At 61.6% G+C, this 21363-nt stretch carries 21 protein-coding genes; 14 read left to right on the top strand and 7 right to left on the bottom strand.

Annotated features, from left to right (window positions below; all coding sequences use genetic code 11):
• Positions 1 to 85: 85 nt before the first annotated feature.
• The 3 genes from V2B23_RS11010 to V2B23_RS11000 all read left to right on the top strand — a co-directional run bounded on the left by V2B23_RS11010 (position 86) and on the right by V2B23_RS11000 (position 2871).
• The gene (locus tag V2B23_RS11010) at positions 86 to 1354 is read left to right on the top strand and encodes a hypothetical protein (protein WP_430950382.1); all 1269 of its coding nucleotides are present in this window, start codon (positions 86 to 88) and stop codon (positions 1352 to 1354) included.
• A 382-nt stretch (positions 1355 to 1736) separates the two neighbouring features.
• Positions 1737 to 2180, top strand: a complete 444-nt coding sequence (locus tag V2B23_RS11005; RefSeq protein WP_430950692.1) for a helix-turn-helix domain-containing protein — start codon at positions 1737 to 1739, stop codon at positions 2178 to 2180.
• Positions 2181 to 2367: 187 nt separating this feature from the next.
• Complete coding sequence (locus tag V2B23_RS11000; RefSeq protein WP_430950381.1) at positions 2368 to 2871, top strand: COG4315 family predicted lipoprotein; 504 nt, start codon at positions 2368 to 2370, stop codon at positions 2869 to 2871.
• A gap of 22 nt (positions 2872 to 2893) precedes the next feature.
• On the opposite strand, the gene V2B23_RS10995 is transcribed toward V2B23_RS11000, so the two are convergent.
• On the bottom strand, positions 2894 to 4216 hold the full coding sequence (locus V2B23_RS10995; RefSeq protein WP_430950380.1) for an NAD(P)/FAD-dependent oxidoreductase: 1323 nt from the start codon (positions 4214 to 4216) through the stop codon (positions 2894 to 2896).
• Entirely contained in the window at positions 4216 to 4968 is a 753-nt protein-coding gene (locus V2B23_RS10990; RefSeq protein ID WP_430950379.1) for an SDR family oxidoreductase, read from the bottom strand. Before V2B23_RS10990 ends, V2B23_RS10995 begins: the two co-directional genes overlap by 1 nt.
• 98 nt (positions 4969 to 5066) lie before the next feature.
• On the opposite strand from V2B23_RS10990, the gene V2B23_RS10985 reads away from it, so the two are divergent.
• From V2B23_RS10985 to V2B23_RS10960, 6 genes are all read left to right on the top strand, one after another.
• Positions 5067 to 6476: a dihydrolipoyl dehydrogenase family protein gene (locus tag V2B23_RS10985; protein ID WP_430950378.1), complete on the top strand. Its 1410-nt coding sequence runs from the start codon at positions 5067 to 5069 to the stop codon at positions 6474 to 6476.
• A gap of 31 nt (positions 6477 to 6507) precedes the next feature.
• Positions 6508 to 8052 carry a carboxylesterase/lipase family protein gene (locus V2B23_RS10980; protein ID WP_430950377.1) on the top strand — a complete coding sequence of 515 codons (1545 nt, stop codon included), beginning with the start codon at positions 6508 to 6510 and terminating at the stop codon, positions 8050 to 8052.
• Positions 8049 to 9533, top strand: a complete 1485-nt coding sequence (locus V2B23_RS10975) for a carboxylesterase/lipase family protein (RefSeq protein WP_430950376.1) — start codon at positions 8049 to 8051, stop codon at positions 9531 to 9533. Before V2B23_RS10980 ends, V2B23_RS10975 begins: the two co-directional genes overlap by 4 nt.
• A 43-nt stretch (positions 9534 to 9576) precedes the next feature.
• Positions 9577 to 10455, top strand: coding sequence for an SDR family oxidoreductase (locus V2B23_RS10970; protein ID WP_430950375.1), 879 nt, complete (start codon positions 9577 to 9579; stop codon positions 10453 to 10455).
• Positions 10455 to 12200, top strand: coding sequence for a DEAD/DEAH box helicase family protein (locus tag V2B23_RS10965; protein ID WP_430950374.1), 1746 nt, complete (start codon positions 10455 to 10457; stop codon positions 12198 to 12200). Before V2B23_RS10970 ends, V2B23_RS10965 begins: the two co-directional genes overlap by 1 nt.
• Positions 12201 to 12263: 63 nt before the next feature.
• Positions 12264 to 12602 (top strand): YciI family protein, encoded by a 339-nt coding sequence (locus V2B23_RS10960; RefSeq protein ID WP_430950373.1) that lies wholly within the window; start codon positions 12264 to 12266, stop codon positions 12600 to 12602.
• Here the strand turns inward: V2B23_RS10960 and V2B23_RS10955 are convergent.
• Positions 12599 to 13810 carry an MFS transporter gene (locus V2B23_RS10955; RefSeq protein ID WP_430950372.1) on the bottom strand — a complete coding sequence of 404 codons (1212 nt, stop codon included), beginning with the start codon at positions 13808 to 13810 and terminating at the stop codon, positions 12599 to 12601. The genes V2B23_RS10960 and V2B23_RS10955 overlap by 4 nt on opposite strands.
• 82 nt (positions 13811 to 13892) lie before the next feature.
• Here V2B23_RS10955 and V2B23_RS10950 point away from each other — a divergent pair, with 82 nt between their 5' ends.
• The gene (locus tag V2B23_RS10950; RefSeq protein WP_430950371.1) at positions 13893 to 14768 is read left to right on the top strand and encodes a LysR family transcriptional regulator; all 876 of its coding nucleotides are present in this window, start codon (positions 13893 to 13895) and stop codon (positions 14766 to 14768) included.
• On the opposite strand, the gene V2B23_RS10945 is transcribed toward V2B23_RS10950, so the two are convergent.
• From V2B23_RS10945 to cobF, 4 genes are all read right to left on the bottom strand, one after another.
• Positions 14761 to 15627, bottom strand: a complete 867-nt coding sequence (locus V2B23_RS10945; RefSeq protein WP_430950370.1) for an Fpg/Nei family DNA glycosylase — start codon at positions 15625 to 15627, stop codon at positions 14761 to 14763. The two genes, V2B23_RS10950 and V2B23_RS10945, sit on opposite strands and share 8 nt — an antisense overlap.
• A 31-nt stretch (positions 15628 to 15658) precedes the next feature.
• Positions 15659 to 16834: a diguanylate cyclase domain-containing protein gene (locus V2B23_RS10940; RefSeq protein WP_430950369.1), complete on the bottom strand. Its 1176-nt coding sequence runs from the start codon at positions 16832 to 16834 to the stop codon at positions 15659 to 15661.
• Positions 16835 to 16878: 44 nt separating this feature from the next.
• Positions 16879 to 18045 (bottom strand): diguanylate cyclase, encoded by a 1167-nt coding sequence (locus V2B23_RS10935; protein ID WP_430950368.1) that lies wholly within the window; start codon positions 18043 to 18045, stop codon positions 16879 to 16881.
• A 99-nt stretch (positions 18046 to 18144) separates the two neighbouring features.
• Positions 18145 to 18885 (bottom strand): precorrin-6A synthase (deacetylating), encoded by a 741-nt coding sequence (cobF, locus tag V2B23_RS10930; RefSeq protein WP_430950367.1) that lies wholly within the window; start codon positions 18883 to 18885, stop codon positions 18145 to 18147.
• A 37-nt stretch (positions 18886 to 18922) separates the two neighbouring features.
• Here cobF and V2B23_RS10925 point away from each other — a divergent pair, with 37 nt between their 5' ends.
• The 4 genes from V2B23_RS10925 (at position 18923) to V2B23_RS10910 (ending at position 21362) form a co-directional block, all read left to right on the top strand.
• The gene (locus V2B23_RS10925; protein WP_430950366.1) at positions 18923 to 19723 is read left to right on the top strand and encodes a thymidylate synthase; all 801 of its coding nucleotides are present in this window, start codon (positions 18923 to 18925) and stop codon (positions 19721 to 19723) included.
• A 2-nt stretch (positions 19724 to 19725) separates the two neighbouring features.
• A complete protein-coding gene (locus V2B23_RS10920; protein ID WP_430950365.1) occupies positions 19726 to 20217 on the top strand; it encodes a dihydrofolate reductase in 492 nt (163 codons plus the stop codon).
• An 86-nt stretch (positions 20218 to 20303) separates the two neighbouring features.
• Entirely contained in the window at positions 20304 to 20636 is a 333-nt protein-coding gene (locus V2B23_RS10915) for a cupin domain-containing protein (protein WP_430950691.1), read from the top strand.
• A gap of 30 nt (positions 20637 to 20666) precedes the next feature.
• Positions 20667 to 21362, top strand: coding sequence for an SRPBCC family protein (locus tag V2B23_RS10910; RefSeq protein WP_430950364.1), 696 nt, complete (start codon positions 20667 to 20669; stop codon positions 21360 to 21362).
• Position 21363 lies beyond the last annotated feature (1 nt).

Genomic DNA, 21363 nt, shown 5'->3' with positions numbered 1-21363 from the left:
CTTCCGTAACAACCAGTATGCGCCGATTCGCGGGTACGTCGCCAGAAACCGCAGGTCCTCTACGTGCCACGCCTACACTGCTGGGGTGGGAGTTCGCTTGAGTGTCGTCGACGAGATGTTTCTGTGGACCCACCGAGGTCTCGGCCTGCCGATCGTGATGCAGGGGGTGTGGCGCACCGACAGCATCGTCGATCCGAGTGAGCTCGAGCAGTTGTGTGTACGGGTGGCGTCCGGACCGCTCGGTCGACGCGTGCGCAGGCCGCGAATTCCGGGAGCCCGGCCCGAATTCATCGCCGACCCGCGTCATTACCCTCTCAGTTTTCGTTCCGAGCCCATCGCCGCCGATTCGGTGATCGAGTGGGCCGACGCTGCGGCCCTCGTCTCGGTCGACCCCGAACGAGGTCCCGGGTGGCGTATCGCCGCGACCTACGATTCAGGCGGCGGAACCGTCGTCTCCGTGACGTGTTCCCATGTCCTTGCCGACGCCCGCGGTTTGATCGGCGCCTTGCGCGACGCGATGCAGCAAAAACCACCCCCACCGGGCGATCACACCGGTCACTCGGATGTCACCGACGCGCGCTCGACTGTTGGCCGGGTTCTGCGCGCAACCACCCGTGCGGTCGGCGGATTGATCGTCAGTCCGGCGCGCAGGGCCGAACTCCGCGGCTTCACCACACCGGCCACCGCCACTGGGCGCTTGCAGCGACACGCGGTAACCAGCGCGGTCTTGGAAATCGACCGAGCGCAGTGGGATGACGTCGCAGCGTCTTCCGGCGGCACTGCCAACAGCTTGTTCCTGGCATGTGTCGGCGAGCTCGCGCGGGCCGAGAACAAAACCGCCGCAGTCACGCTCAGCGTTCCGATGAACGTGCGCACCACCGACCGGGGAGAGCGCTCCGTCGACAATTCGGTCGCGATGGTCGCGATCCCGCTGACCCCCTCCACCACTCTCGCGCAGATTCGCACATTGTGCCGTGACGCGTTCGAGGCTCCTCCGATGTCGAGCCCGGCCGGCTTCCCGGCCGAACTCCTGCAGGTCATCCCGGACCGCCTGGCGCATCGGCTTGCCGACGGACCGGGGCAGCGAGATGCCTTGTGCTCCAATATCGGTATGGTCGACATCGATCAGTTCGAGGGGCACCGGACTACGGGGCTTGCCCTCCGCGCGGTGCATCCTGGTGCGAGCGCCGCTCAACTGGACGACACGTCAACTCGAGTCTCCGGATACCTCAGTCGCAACAACGCCACCTACACCTTGTCGCTGGTGAGCTTCGAATCGGCCGACAATCAGGCGCTGCGCACGCTGGCCTGCAACACGCTCGAAAAATTCGGTATCTCCGCTCACGCCTGGTAGCGCTCATTTCCCTCCGAGCGAACTCGCCAGTCGAGGCCTTGGCTGAGCCGAAAGGTATGCTCACACAAGAGACTGGCCGGTAACTTAGCCAAATGGGCTGCATAACAGCGCAAATCAGTAAAAACCGCCCGGAAGGTACTGATTTAATATTCTGATAACGAACGGTCAGTTCGCGTCGCAAATCACACTGACCGCAAACGCTTTCAGAGCCCGAAAACCCAAATATCCCCAGGTAAAAGCACTCTCATTTCTAAACATCCAATTTTGAGTCGTCTACTATGTGAAAACTGCTTTGCATAACTATGCAACCGCAGAAATATGCAGCACATTTGTGGCGCACACGTCACAAGCGAAGTGAGGAACCGTGAAAATGGGAGGAACCGTGGCAGATTCGTTCCGAGATCGATTGAACGCCCTGTACCCCGTAACACCTCCCCGATTGACCAATGCACAAGTTGTAGACGCACTTTCCCAACGTGGCTGTCGGATATCCACCCCGTATCTCTCGCAGCTGCGCAGTGGCGTTCGAACCAACCCGTCGGAGCAGGTAGTGCTGGCACTCGCCGACTTCTTCGGAGTCGATGCCGAGTACTTCTTTGCACCTGCACCTCGCCATGATCCGGAACTGATCCCCGATGAGGACCGTTCGGTTGCCGAAGAGTTCTACGACAACGAATTACGTTCCCTCACACGTAAAGCCGTAGATCTGTCCCCCGAGTCGCAAAGCCTGCTCTCCTCGATTGCCGAGAAGCTCAGGTCCTCCGAAGGCCTGCCATCCGTCCCGCCGGACTGCATTACCTACACTGCGCCACAGCCACGCGCCTGATCACCATTCGACCGCGCCGGCGCTGCATACCGAAAGTTGTTGCAGTGCAACTGTAACTGGCGTCCCCAGGAATGCCGCGACCAACGTCGAACATCCGGAGACAGTATGCGGGAAGACCTACGTTTCCCGGGGCCCCTTCGCGGGTATCCCCCACTGCCAGTAGCGCCCACCCTCGAATGGAGTGATCATGCGCAGACAGTGGTTGTTCGCGATTGTGGCCAGTGCCGCACTTGCCGCGTCCGGCTGTTCGTACGACGCCACCGACTCCGGCACCGATGCGGACAACGTCACCGAGAGGCCGACGTCGTTGTCGCCGCCGGCCGCAGCCGGCGCAGTGCTCCTGAAGACTGCCGACTCTCCACTGGGAACAATTGCCGTCGACGGCGAAGGTATGACCGTCTACATCTACGACCCGGACGAGGAGCACCCGACCGGGGATTCGTGCGACGAGGGTTGCCTCCGGCACTGGCCTGCCGTCACGTCTGTCACCGATTCTCCGGTGACAGAGGGGATCGACGCGGCGATCGGTACCGTACCGGGACCTGACGGTTCGTTCCAGGTGACGGTCAACGGCAAGCCGGTCTACCGATACTTGGACGATGAAGTGCCCGGCGACATGTTGGGGCAGGCGGTCGGCAGTCTGTGGTTCATGATCGACGAATTCGGGAATCCCGTCTTCACCACGGAGTAGTCGGATCCTGCGAAAAGTTCGCTCAGTTGTACGGTTGCCGTGCGGTTTCCGGGTCGCCGAAGGTGATTGCGCGTTCCCGGCGAGTTTTCGACGCAAGGGTGACGCCCCAGTTCAGTGCCGTGCTGACGCGGTTGCGGAACCCCGCGAGGAACGCGATGTGAATGACTCCCCACGACACCCAGCCGATAAAGCCCGACATCCGGATCGGTCCGGCCTGCAGGAGTGCGTGGCGACGCGAAATGTAGGCAGCCGTACCGAGATCGCGGTACTTGAAGGGCTTTCCGTTCGGTCGACCGTTTTCGACGCGGGCAGCGATCTGACTTCCGGCGTAGCGTCCACCCTGCATGGCTACTTCGGCGACACCGGGCAACTTGTCCCGGGACATGATGTCGCCGACAACCCAGACGTTCGGGTGCCCCGGCACGGTCAGGTCGGCTTCGACGTCGATGCGGCCGCCGCCGACCTGCTTGACGCCGAGTGCAGTGGCGAGCGCTTCGACAAACGGTACTGCTTCGACACCCGCGGTCCACAGAATGGTGCGGGTCTCGTAGCGCTGCTTCGCTTTTGTCTTCTTGTCGGTGGTCTCGATCTCGGTTTCACTGACGTCGGTGACATGTACGCCAAGATGCGTTTCGACGCCGATCTTCGCGAGCGTTCGCGCGGCAGCTGCGGACAGCGATTTATTGAACGACGGCAACACTCGATCGTCACCGTGGAAGAGGAGCACTCGCGCCTCGTCCGGGTCGATGGACCTGAATTCGTTGGTAAGCGCGTGCATCGCCAATTCGCGTATCTGCCCGGCGATCTCGACCCCGGTCGGTCCACCGCCGGCAACGGCGAACGTCAACCACGGGCGCCGTTCCTCGGCAGTGGGGAGAGATTCGGCCATCTCGAACGCGGCAATGAGACTGCGGCGGATGGCCAGCGCGTCGTCGAGCGTTTTCATTCCGGGCGCCCATTTGATGAACTCGTCCTGACCGTGGTACGACTGCCGCATACCGGCCGCCACGATCAGATAGTCGTACGGCAGGTCGAACGTCGACCCGTCGAACCTGCTTGCAGTCAGCAGCCGGGCTTCGGCATCGAGGGATTTTGCTTCGCCCAGAACTACATTCGTATTCTTCTGGTCTTCCAGAAGGTGCCGAAGTGGGCTGGCGATCTGGCCTTCGGACAGGAGCCCGGTTGCGCACTGGTAGAGCAACGGCTGAAACACGTGACTGGTTCCGCGATCGATCAGAACTACTTCGACGTCGGCTTTCTTCAACTTCTTGGCTGCGTAGAGGCCACCGAATCCGCCGCCGACAATGACAACGCGCGGCTTGCCGTTCGACTTGTGGATACTCATCAGACGAACCTCGCAGTCACGGAGTTGGGCAGAAACCGCAGTGCGGCATCGATTCCCTGCCATTTCAGTCCGGGTAGCGCAGCTCGTGTCACTTCTTTTTCGATGGCCGCAACCATCGCATCGACGCCCTCGTCGAGCTCAGCCATCAAGGAAGAATCGTCGCCGGCGCTCGCGGACATGTCCGTCTTGATGAAACCTGGCAGCAGGGTGGTCACTCGAATCGGCGTGCGCGCCAGTTCGATACTGAGAGCCTCACCGAGCGCGGCTACCCCGGCTTTGCTCGCTGAATATGCGGCTTTGGTGCCGGGAAGTCCACGATCTGCACTGATCGAGGACACCAGTACAAGGTGCCCGGCGTTCTGCGTGCGGAAGATCTCGAGCGCGGCCTCGCACTGTGACAGTGCGCCCACGAAGTTCGTCTGCGCTGTCGCAAGATTCGCATGTGCCTTACCGGTTCCGATCTTGGCGCCCTTACCCAGACCGGCATTGACGATCACCCGATCGAGCCCACCGAGTTGGTCGCGAAGTTCGCCGAACACTCGGACAACGGAATCATGTTCTGTGACATCGAGCCCTGCCACCGCAACTGTGATCCTCGGATGCTCGGCGAGCAGTTGCTTCCGGAGGGCGTCGAGCCGATCGGTTCTCCTGGCGCACAGAGCCAGATCGCGTCCCTGCGCTGCGAACCTTTTTGCCATTTCTTCGCCGAGACCCGAACTTGCGCCGGTGATCAGAATCTTCTGCCGCGTCATGGCTGCCACTGTAACCACCGCAGGGTCACTGCACCGGCCCGTCGGTCGACAAACCGGTTACCCTGCACATCACCACCCGTTCGGCATACCGTAGAGCGATGACCGAAGAATTCGATGTCATAGTCATCGGCGGTGGACCGGCGGGCGAAAACGCCGCGGCCTACGCAATAGCCGGAAGCACCCGTACCGCTGCGATCGTGGAGCACGAACTTGTCGGTGGTGAATGCTCGTACTGGGCGTGTATGCCGAGTAAGGCGTTACTGAGACCAGGGCAGGTTCTCGACGACGCGGGCGCGTTGCCAGGTGTGTCCGCCGGGCCGCCGGACATCGACGCAATCTTGGCCAGACGTGACTCTTTCACCCACAACCACGACGATTCCTCGCAGGTCGAGTGGGCAGAGTCCACCGGCATCGATGTGATCCGGGGCCACGGCGCTTTGGACGGCGAGCGGACCGTTGTTGTCGACGGCACCCGCAAACTCTTCGCCCGCCAGGCCGTCGTACTTGCCACCGGAACTACCGCGTCGGTCCCGGACACACCAGGACTGCGGGCTGCGCTCCCCTGGACGTCGCGCGACGCCACCAATCTCCACGAAGTTCCGCGGCGTGTTGCCGTCATCGGTGGCGGCGTCGTCGCATCGGAGTGCGCGACGTGGTTGTTGTCATTCGGCGCCGAGGTGACGTTGCTGGTACGCGGCAACGCAGTGCTGAAATCTGCCGAACCGTTTGCCGGAGACCTGGTTGCGCGTCATCTCAGCGCACGGGGAGCCGACGTGCGTTTCGGTACCACCGTCCATTCCGTGTCGCGACCCGATGCCCGGGATACAGGTGAGGGGAACATTCACGGTGGGCCAGTCACCATCGACACTTCTTCCGGTGTCATCGAGGTGGACGAACTGATTGTTGCCGCTGGTCGTGCGCCGACGTCGGCGCAGTTGGGGTTGTCGTCCGTCGGTTTGACCGATGGTGCGTACGTTCCGACGGACGATCACCTGTGTGCACAGGGCGAATGGCTTTATGCCGTCGGCGATATCAACGGCCGGTCACCGCTGACCCATATGGGCAAGTACCAGGCTCGGGTGTGCGGCGATGTGATCGCCGCACGTGCAGCCGGACGCGCGCTGGTCGACCCACGGTTCATCGCCTCCGCTGACAACGGGCGTGTTCCACAGGTGGTTTTCACCTCGCCCGAAGCAGCGTGGGTGGGGCGCACCGAGAAGCAGGCCAGGGCAGACGGTATCGACGTCGAGGTCGTGGAGATCGACATTGCCGTCGCAGGATCCTCGCTGCTCCGTGACAATTACGAAGGCCGCGCAAAACTGGTGATCGACCGTGGTGCCGACGTAATCGTCGGGGCGACATTCGTCGGTCCGGATGTCTCGGAATTGCTCCACGCAGCAACAATTGCCGTCGTCGGTGCGGTCCCGCTCGACACGTTATGGCATGCGGTGCCGTCGTACCCGACGGTCAGCGAAGTATGGCTCAGGTTGTTGGAGACACGGCGGTAATCGGGGGTAAAAGTTACGTATAGTCGCGACCATGGCGGCAGACGCACCGATGAAAACAGGTCTACTCGTACGCACGGCCGACGGAGCATTACGCGGCACGCGGGTGGGCAAACTCCGGGCGTGGCGAGGCATTCCTTACGCGCGTCCCCCGGTCGGAGCTTTGCGGCTGCAAGCGCCTCGACCAGTGCGGCCTTGGCGAGGCGAGCGGAACGCCTCGACATTCGGCGATGCGGCGGTCCAGAACAAGAAGGGTCTGGCGCTCGCTCCCGGGAAGTATCAGCCCAGCAGCGAAGACTGCCTCACACTCAATGTTCTTGCCCCCGAATACCCCAGTCATGATCCCCTTCCGGTAATGGTGTTCATCCACGGGGGTGCCAACACCATTGGCACCTCGGCGACGGGCATCTATTCCGGGCGCTCGCTCGTCACCCGCGGCAACATCGTGTACGTGTCGATCAATTACCGACTCGGCGCTCTGGGTTTCTTGGATTTCACCGAATTCTCCACTCCTCGGCATCATTTCGACGCCAACCTCGGGCTTCGTGATCAAGTGGCCGCATTGCAGTGGGTGCAGCGGAACATTGCAGCGTTCGGCGGCGACCCCGATCGGGTGACGGTCTTCGGCGAATCGGCAGGCGGCACTGCCGTCACTACCCTACTGGCGACACCGGCGGCAAAGGGATTGTTCGCGGCCGCCATCGCGGAGAGCCCGGCACCGGATCTTGTTGCCAATCAATCACTCTCACACGAATGGGGTCGACGGTTCATCGACATTCTGGGGTCCGACGCCACCCCGGACCAGGCTCTGCGTCTTACGTCGGCTCGTGAATTGGTCCGCGCCGGAGCCCGCCTGGGAGCCGAAGCTCTTGCTGCTACACCCGGACTCCATCCGTTCGGGCCCAGTATCGACGGAGATTTTCTTCCCCACCCGCCGGTGGAGGCGTGCAGTCGGGGCCTGGCACATCGGGTTCCGCTGATCATCGGCACCAACAAGCGTGAGGGCACACTCTTCCCGAAGTTCCTCGACGGGCTCCCGACCACTCCGGCGCGAATCGAGCGGATGTTCGCCCTCACCGATTCCGCAGCCGGAAACCGAATCCTTGCAACATATCCGGGATACCCGAGCACTGACACTGCTATCGACATCGGCGGCGACGTGACTTTCTGGCATCCGTCGGTGGAGTTGGCGCAGGCGCACGCACAGTACGCGCCCACGTACGCCTACCGCTTCGACTTTGCGCCACCACTGATGCGATGGATCGGTCTCGACGCCACTCACGGTTTCGAAATGTTTGCGGTATTCGGTATCGGTGACAGCGCCGTCGGCCGTGGCCTCACAGTTCCTGGTGGCAGGCAAGGCCTCCGCGCCGTCACCGAGGCGATGCAGGGACATTGGCTGCACTTCGCACAGCATGCTGCACCTCGAAGCGACTGGCCGAGTTACAGCCCGCAGCGTCACACGATGATCTTCGACGCGATCTCTCGCGTGGACACCGATCCGCGCGCCGAGCAGCGACGTGCCTGGTCCGGCTATGCGGGCTACCGCAACTACGCACCGAATCAGGTTTCTTCGTGACTGACAACCTTGATGTGGTACTCGATTCGGGAAAAATCCGGGGCCGCTACCTCGAGACGCGAACGGGTCGGCTCCGCACCTGGCGAGGCATACCCTATGCTGCTCCGCCGATCGGGCCGGCGCGGTTTCTCGCACCGCAACCAGTTGCCCCGTGGGCAGGAACCCGCGGGGCCACCGAGTTCGGTTCACCTGCACCACAGCGTAAAAACACCCTGAACGAGTCGTGCCTGTTCGTGAATGTTCTTGCGCCCGAGTCCGCCCGTGCAACCCCACGTCCCTTGATGGTGTTCGTTCACGGCGGCGCGTACAACGGCGGAAATCCGTCGGCGCCGATGTACTGGGGAACGTCGTTGGTGGAACGTGGGGACGTCATCTACGTCTCCGTCCAGTACCGCCTCGGCGCACTCGGTTACCTCGACTTCAGTGAATTATCCACTGCTGAGCACTCATTCGATTCGAATATCGGGCTACGTGACCAGATTGCGGCCCTCGAATGGGTTCAGCGAAACGCCGCAGCATTTGGTGGCGATCCCGCCAACGTCACGATCTTCGGTGAATCCTCCGGCGCAAATGCCGTCACCACTGTGATGACAACACCGTCTACGCGCGGGTTGTTTGCCCGCGCTATCGCTCAAAGCCCGCCGGCAGCTTCGGCATACGGGAAGGAACGCGCGCACCGGTGGGCTCGCGAGTTCCTCGATATTGCCGGAGCCCCGACCAAGACACCGGCGGCATGGCTACGCAATGTACCGGTTAGCCGGCTCGTCGAGGTCGGCGACGAACTCGTGCGTCGCGGCGCCGACGAGGAACCTGGTACCCGTGCCTTCGCGCCTGTTGTGGGTGACGACGTCCTCCCCGAACATCCGCTCGACGTCTTTGCCGCCGGAAAATCTCATCCCGTTCCGCTGATGCTTGGATCAAATCTCCACGAGGGCAGAATCTTTCCACGATTCCTCAACATTCTGCCCACCGATCCCGCTCGTATCGAGAAGATGTTCTCGCACGTTTCGGCCGACGTGAAGGCCCGCGCGCTCGCCGCCTATCCGACGTATCCGCACCGCTACGCCGCCGCAGACATCGGCGGCGACATCACATTCTGGGAACCGATGGTCCTGTGCGCACAAGGACATTGCGACGTGGCACCCACGTACAGCTACCGCTACGATTTTGCGCCGCGCATACTCACCCTGGTCGGACTCGGCGCAACCCACGCGACGGAACTCTTTGCCGTCTTCGGCCGATCGGACGCCCTCACCGGTGCGCTGACCGCGATCGGTGGGCGCCGGCACCTGGCCACGGTCACCGCAGCGATGCAAGAACATTGGATCAACTTCGCGAGAACCGGTAACCCGGGCCGCGAGTGGCCCGTGTACACGAGCGCCCAGCGCAGAACCATGATCTTCGACCGCACCTGCCGAGTAGAGAGCGATCCACTCGGCGACCGTCGGCGAGCCTGGATCGGATACGAGCACCGACGCTGAGAACAGGGCAAGATGGATACACACCGAGCACGAAGGGATTCCCATGTCCGAGCGTTCACGCACCATCGCCGTCACCGGCGCCACTGGCCACATCGGCGGGGAGGTCGCTCGTATCCTCACCGACTCCGGTATTCCGCTGCGGCTCATCGCGCGTTCGATCAGCCGACTCCCCCGGTTACCCGGTACGGAGAGCGCTGAAGCCACCTTCTCCGATCACGATCGCGCCGCTGCGGCCCTGCACGACATCGACATCTTGTTCATGGTCTCGGCAGCAGAGAGTGCCGACCGTCTAGATCAGCACCGCACCTTCATCGACGCTGCCGTCTCGGCAGGCGTGCACCACATCGTCTACACCTCGTACCTCGGCGCAGCACCGGACGCCACGTTCACGCTGGCCCGCGATCATTGGGCCACGGAGCAATATATCCGTTCCACCGCAATGTCTTTCACCTTCCTCCGCGACAGCACTTACCTCGACTTCCTTCCCGCTATGGCCGGCGATGACGGTGTTATCCGGGGCCCCGGCGGTAATGGCGCGGTCGGCGCGGTTGCTCGATCGGACATCGCCCGCGTCGCCGCGTCGGTACTGACCGATCCCGATGCGCATGTCGGCCGAACCTACGATCTCACCGGCCGTGAAGCGCTCACCCTCGCCGAGGTGGCCGCGATCATCACCGACGTCACCGGCCGTGAAACGGTTTATCACGAAGAAACCGTCGAGGAGGCCTATGCCTCCCGCGCGTCGTACAACGCACCGGACTGGGAAGTTGATGCCTGGGTGTCCACCTACACCGCCATCGCACACGGAGAACTTGCTGTCATCAGCACTGCGGTGGAAGACATCACCGGACGCCCACCGTTGACGCTGCGCGAACTCCTCGGCAATGATCTCGACACCGACGAATCCGGTACCGACGCCTGATGCCACCCCGCAAGCGAACCACGACAACCCGAAAACCAGCCACCCGAAAATCAGCTTCACGAAAGACTCCCACCCGAAAGACGGCCACAACTCCGGACGTTCCCACCGCAGGCCCGGGTGAACGTGTCTGGCTCCTCGACGTCCCGTTCCGGACTGCGGCGCCCGGCGCACAGTTCGTGAAGAAATGGAAGAGCTATGCCTGGGTGGGCAGCCGGCTTCCTGCCGAACTACTGCCGTTCACAGCACTCCCCTTTTCCTACCAGCAGTGGGTTGAGGACAACATCAATGGCGGCGCCGGAGAACGTCCGACGTCGGCACCCAAAATACCTAGACCTGAACAGGTTTCGGGGGCCGCTGCGGTAGTCGAGGCCGCCCGCGCCGGCCGACGCGGCTTCTTGTTGGCAGACAACGCAGGTCTGGGCAAGACACTCATTGCCATCATGGCGGCCAAGACAATTGCCGAAGAACGTGGAGAGTCCAGCATCCTGGTCCTCGTCGACCGACCCGCTCAGATCACCATCCCGCATTGGCGGTACTCCATCGCTTCCGTCGGCGACGGCGGATTCCGTTGGCTGATAATGTCTCCCGATCAACTGAAGAAGCTCATTGCCCGCAACGGCCGCCCCAAGTACACATTCGGGGTTGTCATCGCCGACGAAGCTCAGCTGTACAGCAACGACACTCAGCGCACAGCCGCGTTCGAAAAAGTTGCCCGCTTCCCCAACAGTCACGATCAGTCTCCGTTTGTCCTGTCGGTAACCGCCACACCCGGCCACACTCCCGCCGATCAGCGTTATCTCGCACCACTTTTCGCCCAGCTACACGACGAGCCTTCGGAGTACTGGTCCGATCTCGGCGCCAGGCTACTCGAATCCGGCCTCCCGCTGGACAAGTCGTACGGCAAGTGGACGTGGAGCGCCGAAGCCAAGGAATCACCGACCCTACAGGCGAGTGCTTTGGAAACGGTCCGAGGATGGTTGTCGAACAGTAAGCCTCCGTTGATGATTCATCGCCGGACTCCGTGGGGTCCGGTCCCACTCGACGGCATGCCTATCGACCTCACGCCTTCTCAACGCGTGCAGTACGAAACGGAGTGGGCCGAGTACGCCTACGAAATGGGCTTGGCCCGTAAAAGCCGCAACATTGCTCGCGGCCGCGCGCTGGTTCTGCGATACCGGCAGAAGGCGGGCATGATCCGCGCAGAATCCACCGCTCAGTGGGCGCAGGCTCAGGTCAAGGCAGGCAAACAGGTGCTGGTTGCCGTCGAATTCGTGTCCACAGCGGGCGATCCCCTGGTCGAGATGATCGAAGACTCGGGGATTTCCGTTGCCAAAATTTTTGGCGCAGTCACGGACAAGGAGCATCAACGCCTTCGCTTCCAACGGGGCGATGCCCCCGTTGTCGTTTTCAACGTCACGACGTCCATCTCTCTACATGCCAACGAGGCATTGCCGGACGGCACCCACGCGTCACCGCTACCTCGCACGGGCATCTTCCATCAACCCCGATACTCCGGTATCGCCGCCGAGCAGACTTTTGGTAGGTCACACCGCGATTACCAAACGTGCCCGTGGGTCATACCTTTCGGCGTGGGCACCAAGGAAGAGGATGTTGCAACAACGATGTTGCGCAATCTTCGGTCGGTAACCGGTTTGAAGGGTGGTGACCAGTCGGGCCTGCGCAGTCTGGCTGAACTTTTGGGAGTTGAATGGCTCGAACCTGATGTTCTGACTGCTGAGCGTTAGGCGCACTCGGTCTCGTTGATGCAACCGTTGCTTTCCGGTCCGCCCCCGAGGCACCATCGAGACATGACCAAATACCTCATCTCCTTCCCGAGCGAAGCCTTGGTGCTCACCGACGAGGAGTTCCCGATCGTCTCCGCCGAATCCCACGCTGTGATCGAGGAGGCGAAGGCTGCCGGCGTCTACGTATTCGGCGGTGGGATCGACGAGGAAGTCGATCCTGTGCTGGTGGCCGCCGACGGGTCGGTGAGCACCGAGATCTATCCGGGCAGCGAACTCAGGGGCGGGTTCACCGTACTGGAGCTGCCGACGCGCGAGGATGCGGTCGAGTGGGCGAGGAAGATCGCAGTGGCCTGCCGTTGCTCGCAGGAGCTCCGCGAGTTCGGGTTCGACCCGGCCAGCTAGGCCGGAACACCCGCCTCCACCGAAGGATTACTCTCCCATCGCCGGTCGACTATCCACACCACTGCCGTGGCGACGGAAAATGCCAGGCCGGCGATGCACACGCCGGACCATCCGTATCCCTTCCAGACAACAGATCCCACCGCCGACCCCACGGCAGCGCCGACGAAGTAAGTCGTCATGTAGACGGAATTGACGCGCGATCGCGCTTCCGGGATGAGTGCGTAGATGATGTTCTGGTTGCTGACATGCACTCCTTGCAGCGCAAGATCGGCCAGCAGGAAGGCGACCAGGAACCACACGAGGTGGGTGCCACCCACTGCAAAAGGCAACCAGCACAACAGAAGGACGGCCAAGGCGCCTCCGGTGGCAAGTTGAGCCTTGCCACGATCAGCCAGGCGTCCGGCGACTGTGGCCATCGACGCTCCCGCCACGCCGAGCAACCCAACCAGGCCGATCTGTGTGTCGTTGTACCCGAACTCGTCGGCCAGGAGAAACGCCATGGTGGTGAAGACCGTACTGACCGCAGCAAATGCGAGCCCGCCCATGGCGGCGCGAGTTCGCAGCCGCGGCAGGGTCTTTGCCAGGCTCCCGAGCGAGCGCAGTGTCGCGAGATAGCTCACCTTCGGACGCGGGCCGTCGTCCGTGGGCAGGGATCGCCACAGGGCAACAGCCATGACCACCATCAACACCGCCGCCACCTTGTACACCGTCGACCAACCGCCCAGTCCGGAGAGCAGCCCGGCAACACTGCGTGCCAACAGAATTCCGATCAGCAGGCCACTCATGATCGTGCCGACCACCTGGCCGGACCGCTGCGGTTCGGCGAGTGATGCGGCAAAGGGAATGAGGACTTGTGCGGCAACCGAAAAGACGCCGGCAACCGCGATTCCCACGGCCAGGGCGGCGAAGTTCGGTGCAAATCCACTGATCGCCTGACCAAGTGCCGCCAGAAGCATCAGGCCAACCGTCAACTTGCGTCGGTCGACCATGTCACCCACCGGCACCAGGAGCACCAAACCGAGCGCGTACGACACCTGGGCGATGGTCACCGTTGTAGCCGCCGTTGACGGCGACACATTCAAATGTTCCGCGATGGAATCAAGAAGTGGTTGGTTGAAGTAGTTGCCACCCGCGCACAGGCCCGTTGCCGCCGCCATGAGCAGCACTATCGGTAGTCCAAGCCGTGGACGTGTGTCGTGAGTGATCATCGCTCAAGCATGAACTGCAACTCGAATACAGTCCAATAGATAGATCTGGAGAATCAATCTTCAAAACAGATAGATTAGTTGAATGGAACTCCGGCACATCCGCTACGCACTCGCTGTTGCCGAGGACAGGCACTTCAGTCGAGCGGCAGTTCGACTCCACGTGTCGCAGTCGGCGCTGAGCACTCAGATCCGCGATCTCGAACGAGAGCTCGGTGTCGAACTCTTTCAGCGAAACAGTCGTAATGTCGGGCTGACCGAGTCGGGTGAAGTATTCGTCTCCCGAGCCCGAGACGTACTCGGTGCTGTGTCGCGACTGGTCAGCGACGTGACCGAAAGTAGCGGTGAGCAGGTTCGACTCACTGTCGGAGTCATTTCCTCGGCGGGCCGCGTCGATGTCGGTCGGGCACTGGCAGCGCTCACGCAGCGCCACCCTGGCATCGATGTGACTGTGCGTCCCTACGGCAGCGAGGTAGTCATCGACGGCGTTCGATCAGGGGCTATCGACGTAGGAATTGTCGGCTTGGCGCCTGGGCGACTACCCAAGACGTTCTCGGCCGCGCCGTTGTGGAGCGAGTCGACTGCCGCATTTGTGCCGGACGGTCACCGTTTCAGCGCACTGCCGTCCATTCGACTCGACGATCTGCGAGACGTCCCGCTCGTGGACTTCGCGTCGGGCAGCGAGGCCCGGGTCCAAACCGATCGAGCATTTGCGGAATCACGGGTTCCACGGGGACGCACGTACGAAGCAAATTCCGTCGACCTCATCTGTTCCCTGACAGTCAACGGCTTGGGCGTCGGCTTGCTGCCGGAGTCGATGAGCGTCGAACATCCGGAATTGGTCTGTGTCCCGATCGCCGATGCGCCGCACCGAGTGGTCCATGCCATTACCGAACCGGCCCACTCATCGTCACTGGCCCGGGAGTTCGTCACACTCCTCTCCGATCAGTTCACTACTTGAGTAGACGCGACATTCGCCTGTCTGCCAATGGTTTTCCACCGGTCTGGCAGGTTGCACAGTATTGGAAGGATCGCTCGGCAAACGACACTTCACGCACCACATCACCACACACCGGGCAGGGCAAACCGGTGCGGGCGTGTACCCGCATTCCCGATCGCTTCTCACCCTTCAGCCGTGCCGCATCCTGCCCAACCGATCGCTCGACGGCATCGGCCAGCACGGTCCGCATGGCGTCGTACAGCGTTGTCATCTGTTCTGCGGTAAGACGAGACGACGTCGCGAACGGGGAAAGCCGTGCCGTGTGCAGGATTTCGTCGGAGTAGGCATTCCCGACACCGGCGAGGAGAGACTGGTCGACTATCGCGTTCTTGATCCGGGCGGAGGTACTACCAAGAATCTCGGCAAATTCCGGTTCCGTGACGGCCATCGCGTCGGGTCCGAGACGGGCGATCCCCGGCACCTCCGACGGGTCCGCGACTATCCACACTGCCAGGCGTTTTTTCGTACCGGCTTCGGTGAGATCACACGCGGGAGTGAGCCCTTCCGGGGTGAAGAAATGAACTCGAAGCGCCAACGGGCCTTTGCCAGGTTTTGGTGGTGCCGACGACGGATTGTCCTGCCACCGCATCCATCCCGCGCGCGACAGATGGGTGATGAGCCAGAGCCCATCGCAGTCCAGCCCAAGATGTTTACCGAATCTGGCTGCGCCGGTCACGTCTCGGCCCTGCAATGCAGCAATCGGCGGATCGAAGGTCTTGAGCACGCTCAATGCGGCAATGTCGATGCGGCCGACCACAGCGCCCACTGCGTGTTCGCGGAGAAATCCCGCCAGCGCTTCTACCTCGGGCAGTTCAGGCATGGCATCACACTAGCGCCGAGCACCGACAAACTCACTGCAAATTTCGCAGCACCACCACGGCGTGTTCCTGCCGCGCTTTTGCCGCGTACATTGCCTGATCCGCGCTTCGGAGGAGAGTTCCGTAGACGGCAATCGCACGATCCGGGGATCCGAACGGACCGGCCGCGGCGACGATTCCGACGCTCAACTCGACCACCGGGTGCTCGGGGCCGGTGACGGTTGTGTTCCGCAGAGACTCTTCGAGACTGTCGATTTCCTGATCGTTGCACCGATCCACGAGAATGAACTCGTCACCGCCGATGCGCGCGATCAACGCCGACGGACCGGCGGACTGAGTCAGTCTCGCGGCGACCTTCTCGATCACGACGTCACCGATGTCGTGCCCGTACTCGTCGTTGATCGTCTTGAATCGATTGATATCAACCGCTGCGACAACCAAATTGGCGGAACGCTCGAAGGGCCGATGCAACATCAACCCGACCTCGTCGGCCAACCCTCGTCTGTTCAAGAGTCCGCTCAGCGGGTCACGTTGCGCTTTCAACGCATCGGTTCCGAGAATCGAGAACACGAACTGACATGCAAACGGGATCGCGTAGATGGCTGCGCCGACCAGCAGCACCATGGCGATCAGCGACGGAACGTCGGTGTACTTTTCGAGATAGGCGATGCGCGCGACAACTCCGATAACCACGACGGACGCCCACAACAGATGCAGAGTTTGCATGCGCGCGTTGTGGAAGAAGGCGATGTATCCGCCGATCACGGAGAACATCACACTGTGTGCCACTGCGGCGAGCGGATTCGAGTACAGCACCAGCGCTGCGGCAATTCCCAATTCCGAATAGATCACGAACACGTAGGACCAGGACCGCACCAAGCTGCCTCTGGTCGCGAGAATGGCCGCCATCAGCGCCGTCAGGACGATGATCACGAGGTTGGCGGTGCGCTCCCCGTGCGTAGTGGGACCCGCTGGACTGAATCTGGTCAAGAACATCACGACGACAACCAGAAGCAACGAGCTGACCACCAGTGTTCTCGACGCGCCGGTCAGGCCTTTGTCTGCGAGATAACGCGTGAAGGACTCGAACTGGTCAGGGCGTCGATACCAGTCGACGAGCAGAGGGACGACTCGATGCAGCGCCGCAGACGAAAACGGCCGTTCGGTAGCTTTGCTACCGGAACGTCCGTCATCAACTGTTGCATCCACCCGAACAGGATAAGCCTGCACGACTTTCCGCTATCCGACAATCGTCACAATTGCGTGTGTGTGACGATGACTCGATCACCCCCGGACGCCTTTGCCTGATACATGGCAGCGTCAGCGAGTCGGAACAATCCCGCAAGTTCCACTGCCGAGACATGACTCGACGTCGATGTCGACGGAATTGCGATTCCGATGCTGGTCGTGACCACCGGAACGTTGTCGGGCAACCGCATGTGCCGACGCAGATTCTCCTCGAGTTCGAGTTCGGCGCCCTTGCCGATCATGTCGGCCAACACGAACTCGTCGCCGCCGAATCTCGAGAACAGAGCGTGATTACTTCCACATCGACGCAGTCTCACTGCGAACTCGCGGAGGACCATATCGCCTTGTTCGTGTCCGTACGAATCGTTGACAGCCTTGAAATTGTCGACATCGACGATCACCACGACACAAGACAATCCGTGGGAGTTCACTTCGGTGACCCCCCATTCTTCGACCGACCGCTGTAGTCCGCGTCGATTCAGCAGACCGGTCAGCGGATCCACATCCGAACTCTCGGCGTCCGAACCCAGGATCGACAGCACGAACTGGCAGGCAAATGGAATGACCACGATGCTCGTGGCGACGACCAACGACAACGCGATCGCCAGCGCCGGATCCTCGTAAACGGCCACCTGACGAGCGATGAGCACCAGAACCACGCCGGACAGAACCATGTGCGCGGCCTGTAGGCGCGCATTGTGAAAATACGCGATATACCCGCCCACCAAAACGAAGACGATGCATTGGATCAAACCGATAAACGGATCTCGGTTCAGAAATACGCCGATCACTACGCCGAGCTCCGCGTACGCGACAAACAGGTACGACCACTTACGGGTCAGCGCCGGCAGAAAACTGAACAGCACAATCATGGCGACGGTCCCGGCGATGATCCCCGCATTGATGACACTCGTGACGTGGTTGTGAACGCCCGCTTCGCTGACGCGCAGCAACAACATGGCAACCGCCACCGACACACACGATGCGATCACGATCAGGCGCACCGCCACCTCCAGTCCCTTGGACGCGAGGTATCGGGTGAAACTGTCAAACTGATCCGGCCGCCGAAACCACTGCACCAGAAGGGCGATTGCCGATCGCAGTGCCGACAGATCGCGTTCGCGCGGGGCAGGCAAGATCTCGTGCGACCGATCCGCCCCGAACGATGTCATGGCCAAATCATAGGTGCCGGGCCACCGCCAGTTGCACTTAACCTGGGTAAATACTCGCCGCGTGTAAAGCGCCTCTGGCGTCTCGAATCCGTCGGAACTCTAGCGACGCACGAGATACGTATCCATGATCCAGCCGTGCTTCTCACGCAATTCCGCCCGCACACGCACGATGTCGTCTTCTACCTCACGCAGGTTCCCGGAGATCAACACTTCGTCCGGTGTGCCCAGGTACGCACCCCACCAGATGTGCACGTTATCCCCGGCAACCTCGGTAAACGTGCAGTGTGCGTCAAGCATCACGACGGCGTTGTCGATGCCGTCCGGCAATCCTTCGGCGAGCTTGCGCCCAGTGGTGATGTGTATCGATTCGCCGATGCGGTTGAGCACGATGCGGTGCTGCGCCGCCAACGACTGCACACTCGTGACACCGGGAATTACGGTGTAGTCGAATGTGACGTTGCCGCGCGCGAGTACTCGTTCGACGATGCGCAAGGTGCTGTCGTAGAGCGACGGGTCTCCCCACACCAAAATCGCGCCGACTCCGGCTTCGGCCGCAAACTTTTCCTCGAAGATCGACGCTCGACGGTCATGCCAGTCGTCGACAACACCTTCGTAGTCCGAGGGTGTCCGATCTCTCGGTGGATCGGTTATCTCGACGACGCGGTATTCACCGGTCACATGTTCTTCGAGAATCCCGGTTCTCAGGTCGACCAGATCCTGCTTCTCACTCCCCTTGCCGATCACAAAGAACGTATCTGCCCTGTTCATGGCCTTGACAGCTTGGATCGTCACTTGGTCGGGGTCACCGGCGCCGACACCGATCACGAGGAGTTCACGCATTGAACGAGGCTATCGTGCGTGCCCTAGACTGTGTCCCGTGACTGTCTCCACCGCATATGAAGACCTGTTGAAGCTCGTGATGGAGACCGGCACCCCCAAAGCCGATCGCACCGGCACCGGCACTCGCAGCATCTTCGGTCACCAGATGCGATTCGATCTTGCCGACGGTTTTCCCCTGGTCACCACCAAGAAGGTGCACCTCAAGTCAATTGTCAACGAACTGTTGTGGTTCCTGCGCGGCGACTCCAACGTGGCGTGGCTGCATGAGCACGGCGTCTCCATCTGGGACGAGTGGGCCGACGAGAACGGTGAACTGGGCCCGGTCTACGGCGTCCAGTGGCGCAGTTGGCCTACCCCGTCCGGTGAGCACATCGACCAGATCACGCAGACCGTCGAGACCTTGCGATCCAACCCCGATTCGCGTCGGATCATCGTCTCCGCGTGGAACGTCGCCGACATTCCGCAGATGGCCCTCGCGCCGTGCCACGCGTTTTTCCAGTTCTACGTCGCGGACGGCAAGCTCTCGTGCCAGTTGTATCAGCGCAGTGCCGACATGTTCCTCGGTGTTCCCTTCAACATCGCCAGCTACGCCCTGCTCACTCACATGATGGCGCAGCAGGCCGGTCTCGACGTGGGTGAGTTCATTTGGACCGGCGGCGATTGCCATATCTACGACAACCACGTCGATCAGGTCACCGAACAACTCGGGCGGACCCCGCTCGACCTTCCGGTTCTGAAACTGAACAAGCGCGATTCCATCTTCGACTACACCTTCGAGGATGTCGAAATAGTCGGTTACCAGCACCATCCTGCTATCAAGGCTCCGGTCGCGGTCTGATCATGAATGATCGCGCAGTCACCCTCATCTGGGCTCAGGCGAACAACGGTGTCATCGGTGCCGCCAACACGATTCCGTGGCGACTGCCGGAGGACATGGCCTATTTCAAAGGAGTCACCATGGGGCATCCGGTGATCATGGGCCGGTTGACCTGGGATTCCATTCCGCCCAAGTTCCGGCCGTTCAGTGGGCGCCGCAATATCGTTGTCACCCGCGATTCCGAGTGGGCAGCGGACGGAGCCGAAGCCGCACACAGTCTCGACGAGGCGTTGGCCTTGCCTGACGGCGACCTCTTTGTTGTCGGCGGAGGGCAGATATATTCGGCTGCACTGCCATTCGCGACGCGTCTGCTGGTGACCGAGATCGATCTCGATATCGCCGGTGACGCGTGCGCACCTGAGATCGGCCCCGAGTGGGTCAAGAAATCCGACGATCCGTGGCAGACGTCGGAGAAGAACGGGCTGCGCTTCCGCTGGCTCGAATACGCTCGCTGACCACTTCCTCCATTTGTCGCCGCCGCAGGAGATGTGTGGGTCATACTCGAGAAACCGAGATGATCGCGCTACCTGAGAGGTCTTCGATGGACAAGAAGTCACTGACAGCCCTCGCCCGTCAACAATTGAAACTGGCTGCGTCGGCAACCAGCGGTCGTAGTTCACAAACCGTCTATGGTGGCCACCAACGCAGCCTGCGACAGACCGTGATCGCGCTGAGTGCCGGCAAGAGCCTCGCAGAACATGACAGTCCCGGCGAAGCAACGCTGTTGGTCCTGAGCGGGAGACTCAATCTCGTGTGCGGTAGCGACGAATGGAAAGGGTCGACTGGCGATTTCCTCACCATTCCGGCCCACCGGCACAGTGTCGAAGCGCTCGAAGACGTTGCTTTCCTCCTGACAGTCGCCATGAAGGGCTGACAGACGGCTGATCCCGGTAGCGTGTTTCCCGTGAACGAAACGGTGATCGACGTGTCCATCGCAGCAGCGCCGTCCGTGCTGTGGCCGGCGCTGCGCGATCCTTCGCTGATTCGGCGCTGGTTCGGGTGGGACTACGACGGACTCGACGACGAAATCACCCAGATCTACGGCACCGCGGTCGCAGACCCAGACGCACACACCCTCGAACTGGGCAACGGCGATCGCTTCGCCCTGATCGGCCAGGGCGGCAGAACCATCGTTCGCGTCACGCGTCCGCCGCAACTACCTGACGACGAATGGTACGAGGACATCACGGAGGGGTGGACAACTTTTCTGCACTTCTTGAAGTTCGGCGTCGAACATCACGGATTAGCCGAGCGCAGAACAATTTACCTCGACGGTCCCCTGGTTCCGGGTGAATCCGCAGCCTCGATCCTCGGAGTCTCGTCCCTTCCTGTGGAAGCCGGCGGGCGTTACACCGCCACTCTTGCTCCCGGCGACTACGCCGACGGCATTGTCGACTACGTCAGCGCGCTGCAAACAGGAGTGACAATCGAAGACCTTGGTCCCGGACTATTGGTCGTCGCGGCAAAGCCGACGGTCCCGTACCGCGCCCAGCAGGAACTCCAGATCATTCTGGCCACTTACGATCTCAGCGCGGACGAGTTCGACGAGATCGAACATCACTGGAAGCAGTGGTGGGACGGCCGATCTCGCCAAGAGTGAC

This window comes from Rhodococcus sp. 24CO (assembly GCF_050586165.1).
GTDB lineage: Bacteria > Actinomycetota > Actinomycetes > Mycobacteriales > Mycobacteriaceae > Rhodococcus_F.
The sequence above is the reverse complement of the archived record's forward strand: the minus strand, read 5'-3'. Positions and strand labels throughout refer to the sequence as shown.

What these genes read in the sequence shown, in the direction of transcription:
- V2B23_RS10965 (WP_430950374.1), top strand. Translation starts at nt 10,455, where the DNA reads ATGCCACCCCGCAAGCGAACCACGACAACCCGAAAACCAGCCACCCGA.
- V2B23_RS10950 (WP_430950371.1), top strand. Translation starts at nt 13,893, where the DNA reads ATGGAACTCCGGCACATCCGCTACGCACTCGCTGTTGCCGAGGACAGG.
- V2B23_RS10955 (WP_430950372.1), bottom strand. Translation starts at nt 13,810, where the DNA reads ATGATCACTCACGACACACGTCCACGGCTTGGACTACCGATAGTGCTG.
- V2B23_RS10915 (WP_430950691.1), top strand. Translation starts at nt 20,304, where the DNA reads ATGGACAAGAAGTCACTGACAGCCCTCGCCCGTCAACAATTGAAACTG.
- V2B23_RS10920 (WP_430950365.1), top strand. Translation starts at nt 19,726, where the DNA reads ATGAATGATCGCGCAGTCACCCTCATCTGGGCTCAGGCGAACAACGGT.
- V2B23_RS11000 (WP_430950381.1), top strand. Translation starts at nt 2,368, where the DNA reads ATGCGCAGACAGTGGTTGTTCGCGATTGTGGCCAGTGCCGCACTTGCC.
- V2B23_RS10935 (WP_430950368.1), bottom strand. Translation starts at nt 18,045, where the DNA reads ATGACATCGTTCGGGGCGGATCGGTCGCACGAGATCTTGCCTGCCCCG.
- V2B23_RS10945 (WP_430950370.1), bottom strand. Translation starts at nt 15,627, where the DNA reads ATGCCTGAACTGCCCGAGGTAGAAGCGCTGGCGGGATTTCTCCGCGAA.
- V2B23_RS10995 (WP_430950380.1), bottom strand. Translation starts at nt 4,216, where the DNA reads ATGAGTATCCACAAGTCGAACGGCAAGCCGCGCGTTGTCATTGTCGGC.
- V2B23_RS10990 (WP_430950379.1), bottom strand. Translation starts at nt 4,968, where the DNA reads ATGACGCGGCAGAAGATTCTGATCACCGGCGCAAGTTCGGGTCTCGGC.
- cobF (WP_430950367.1), bottom strand. Translation starts at nt 18,885, where the DNA reads ATGCGTGAACTCCTCGTGATCGGTGTCGGCGCCGGTGACCCCGACCAA.
- V2B23_RS10970 (WP_430950375.1), top strand. Translation starts at nt 9,577, where the DNA reads ATGTCCGAGCGTTCACGCACCATCGCCGTCACCGGCGCCACTGGCCAC.
- V2B23_RS10980 (WP_430950377.1), top strand. Translation starts at nt 6,508, where the DNA reads ATGGCGGCAGACGCACCGATGAAAACAGGTCTACTCGTACGCACGGCC.
- V2B23_RS10985 (WP_430950378.1), top strand. Translation starts at nt 5,067, where the DNA reads ATGACCGAAGAATTCGATGTCATAGTCATCGGCGGTGGACCGGCGGGC.
- V2B23_RS10960 (WP_430950373.1), top strand. Translation starts at nt 12,264, where the DNA reads ATGACCAAATACCTCATCTCCTTCCCGAGCGAAGCCTTGGTGCTCACC.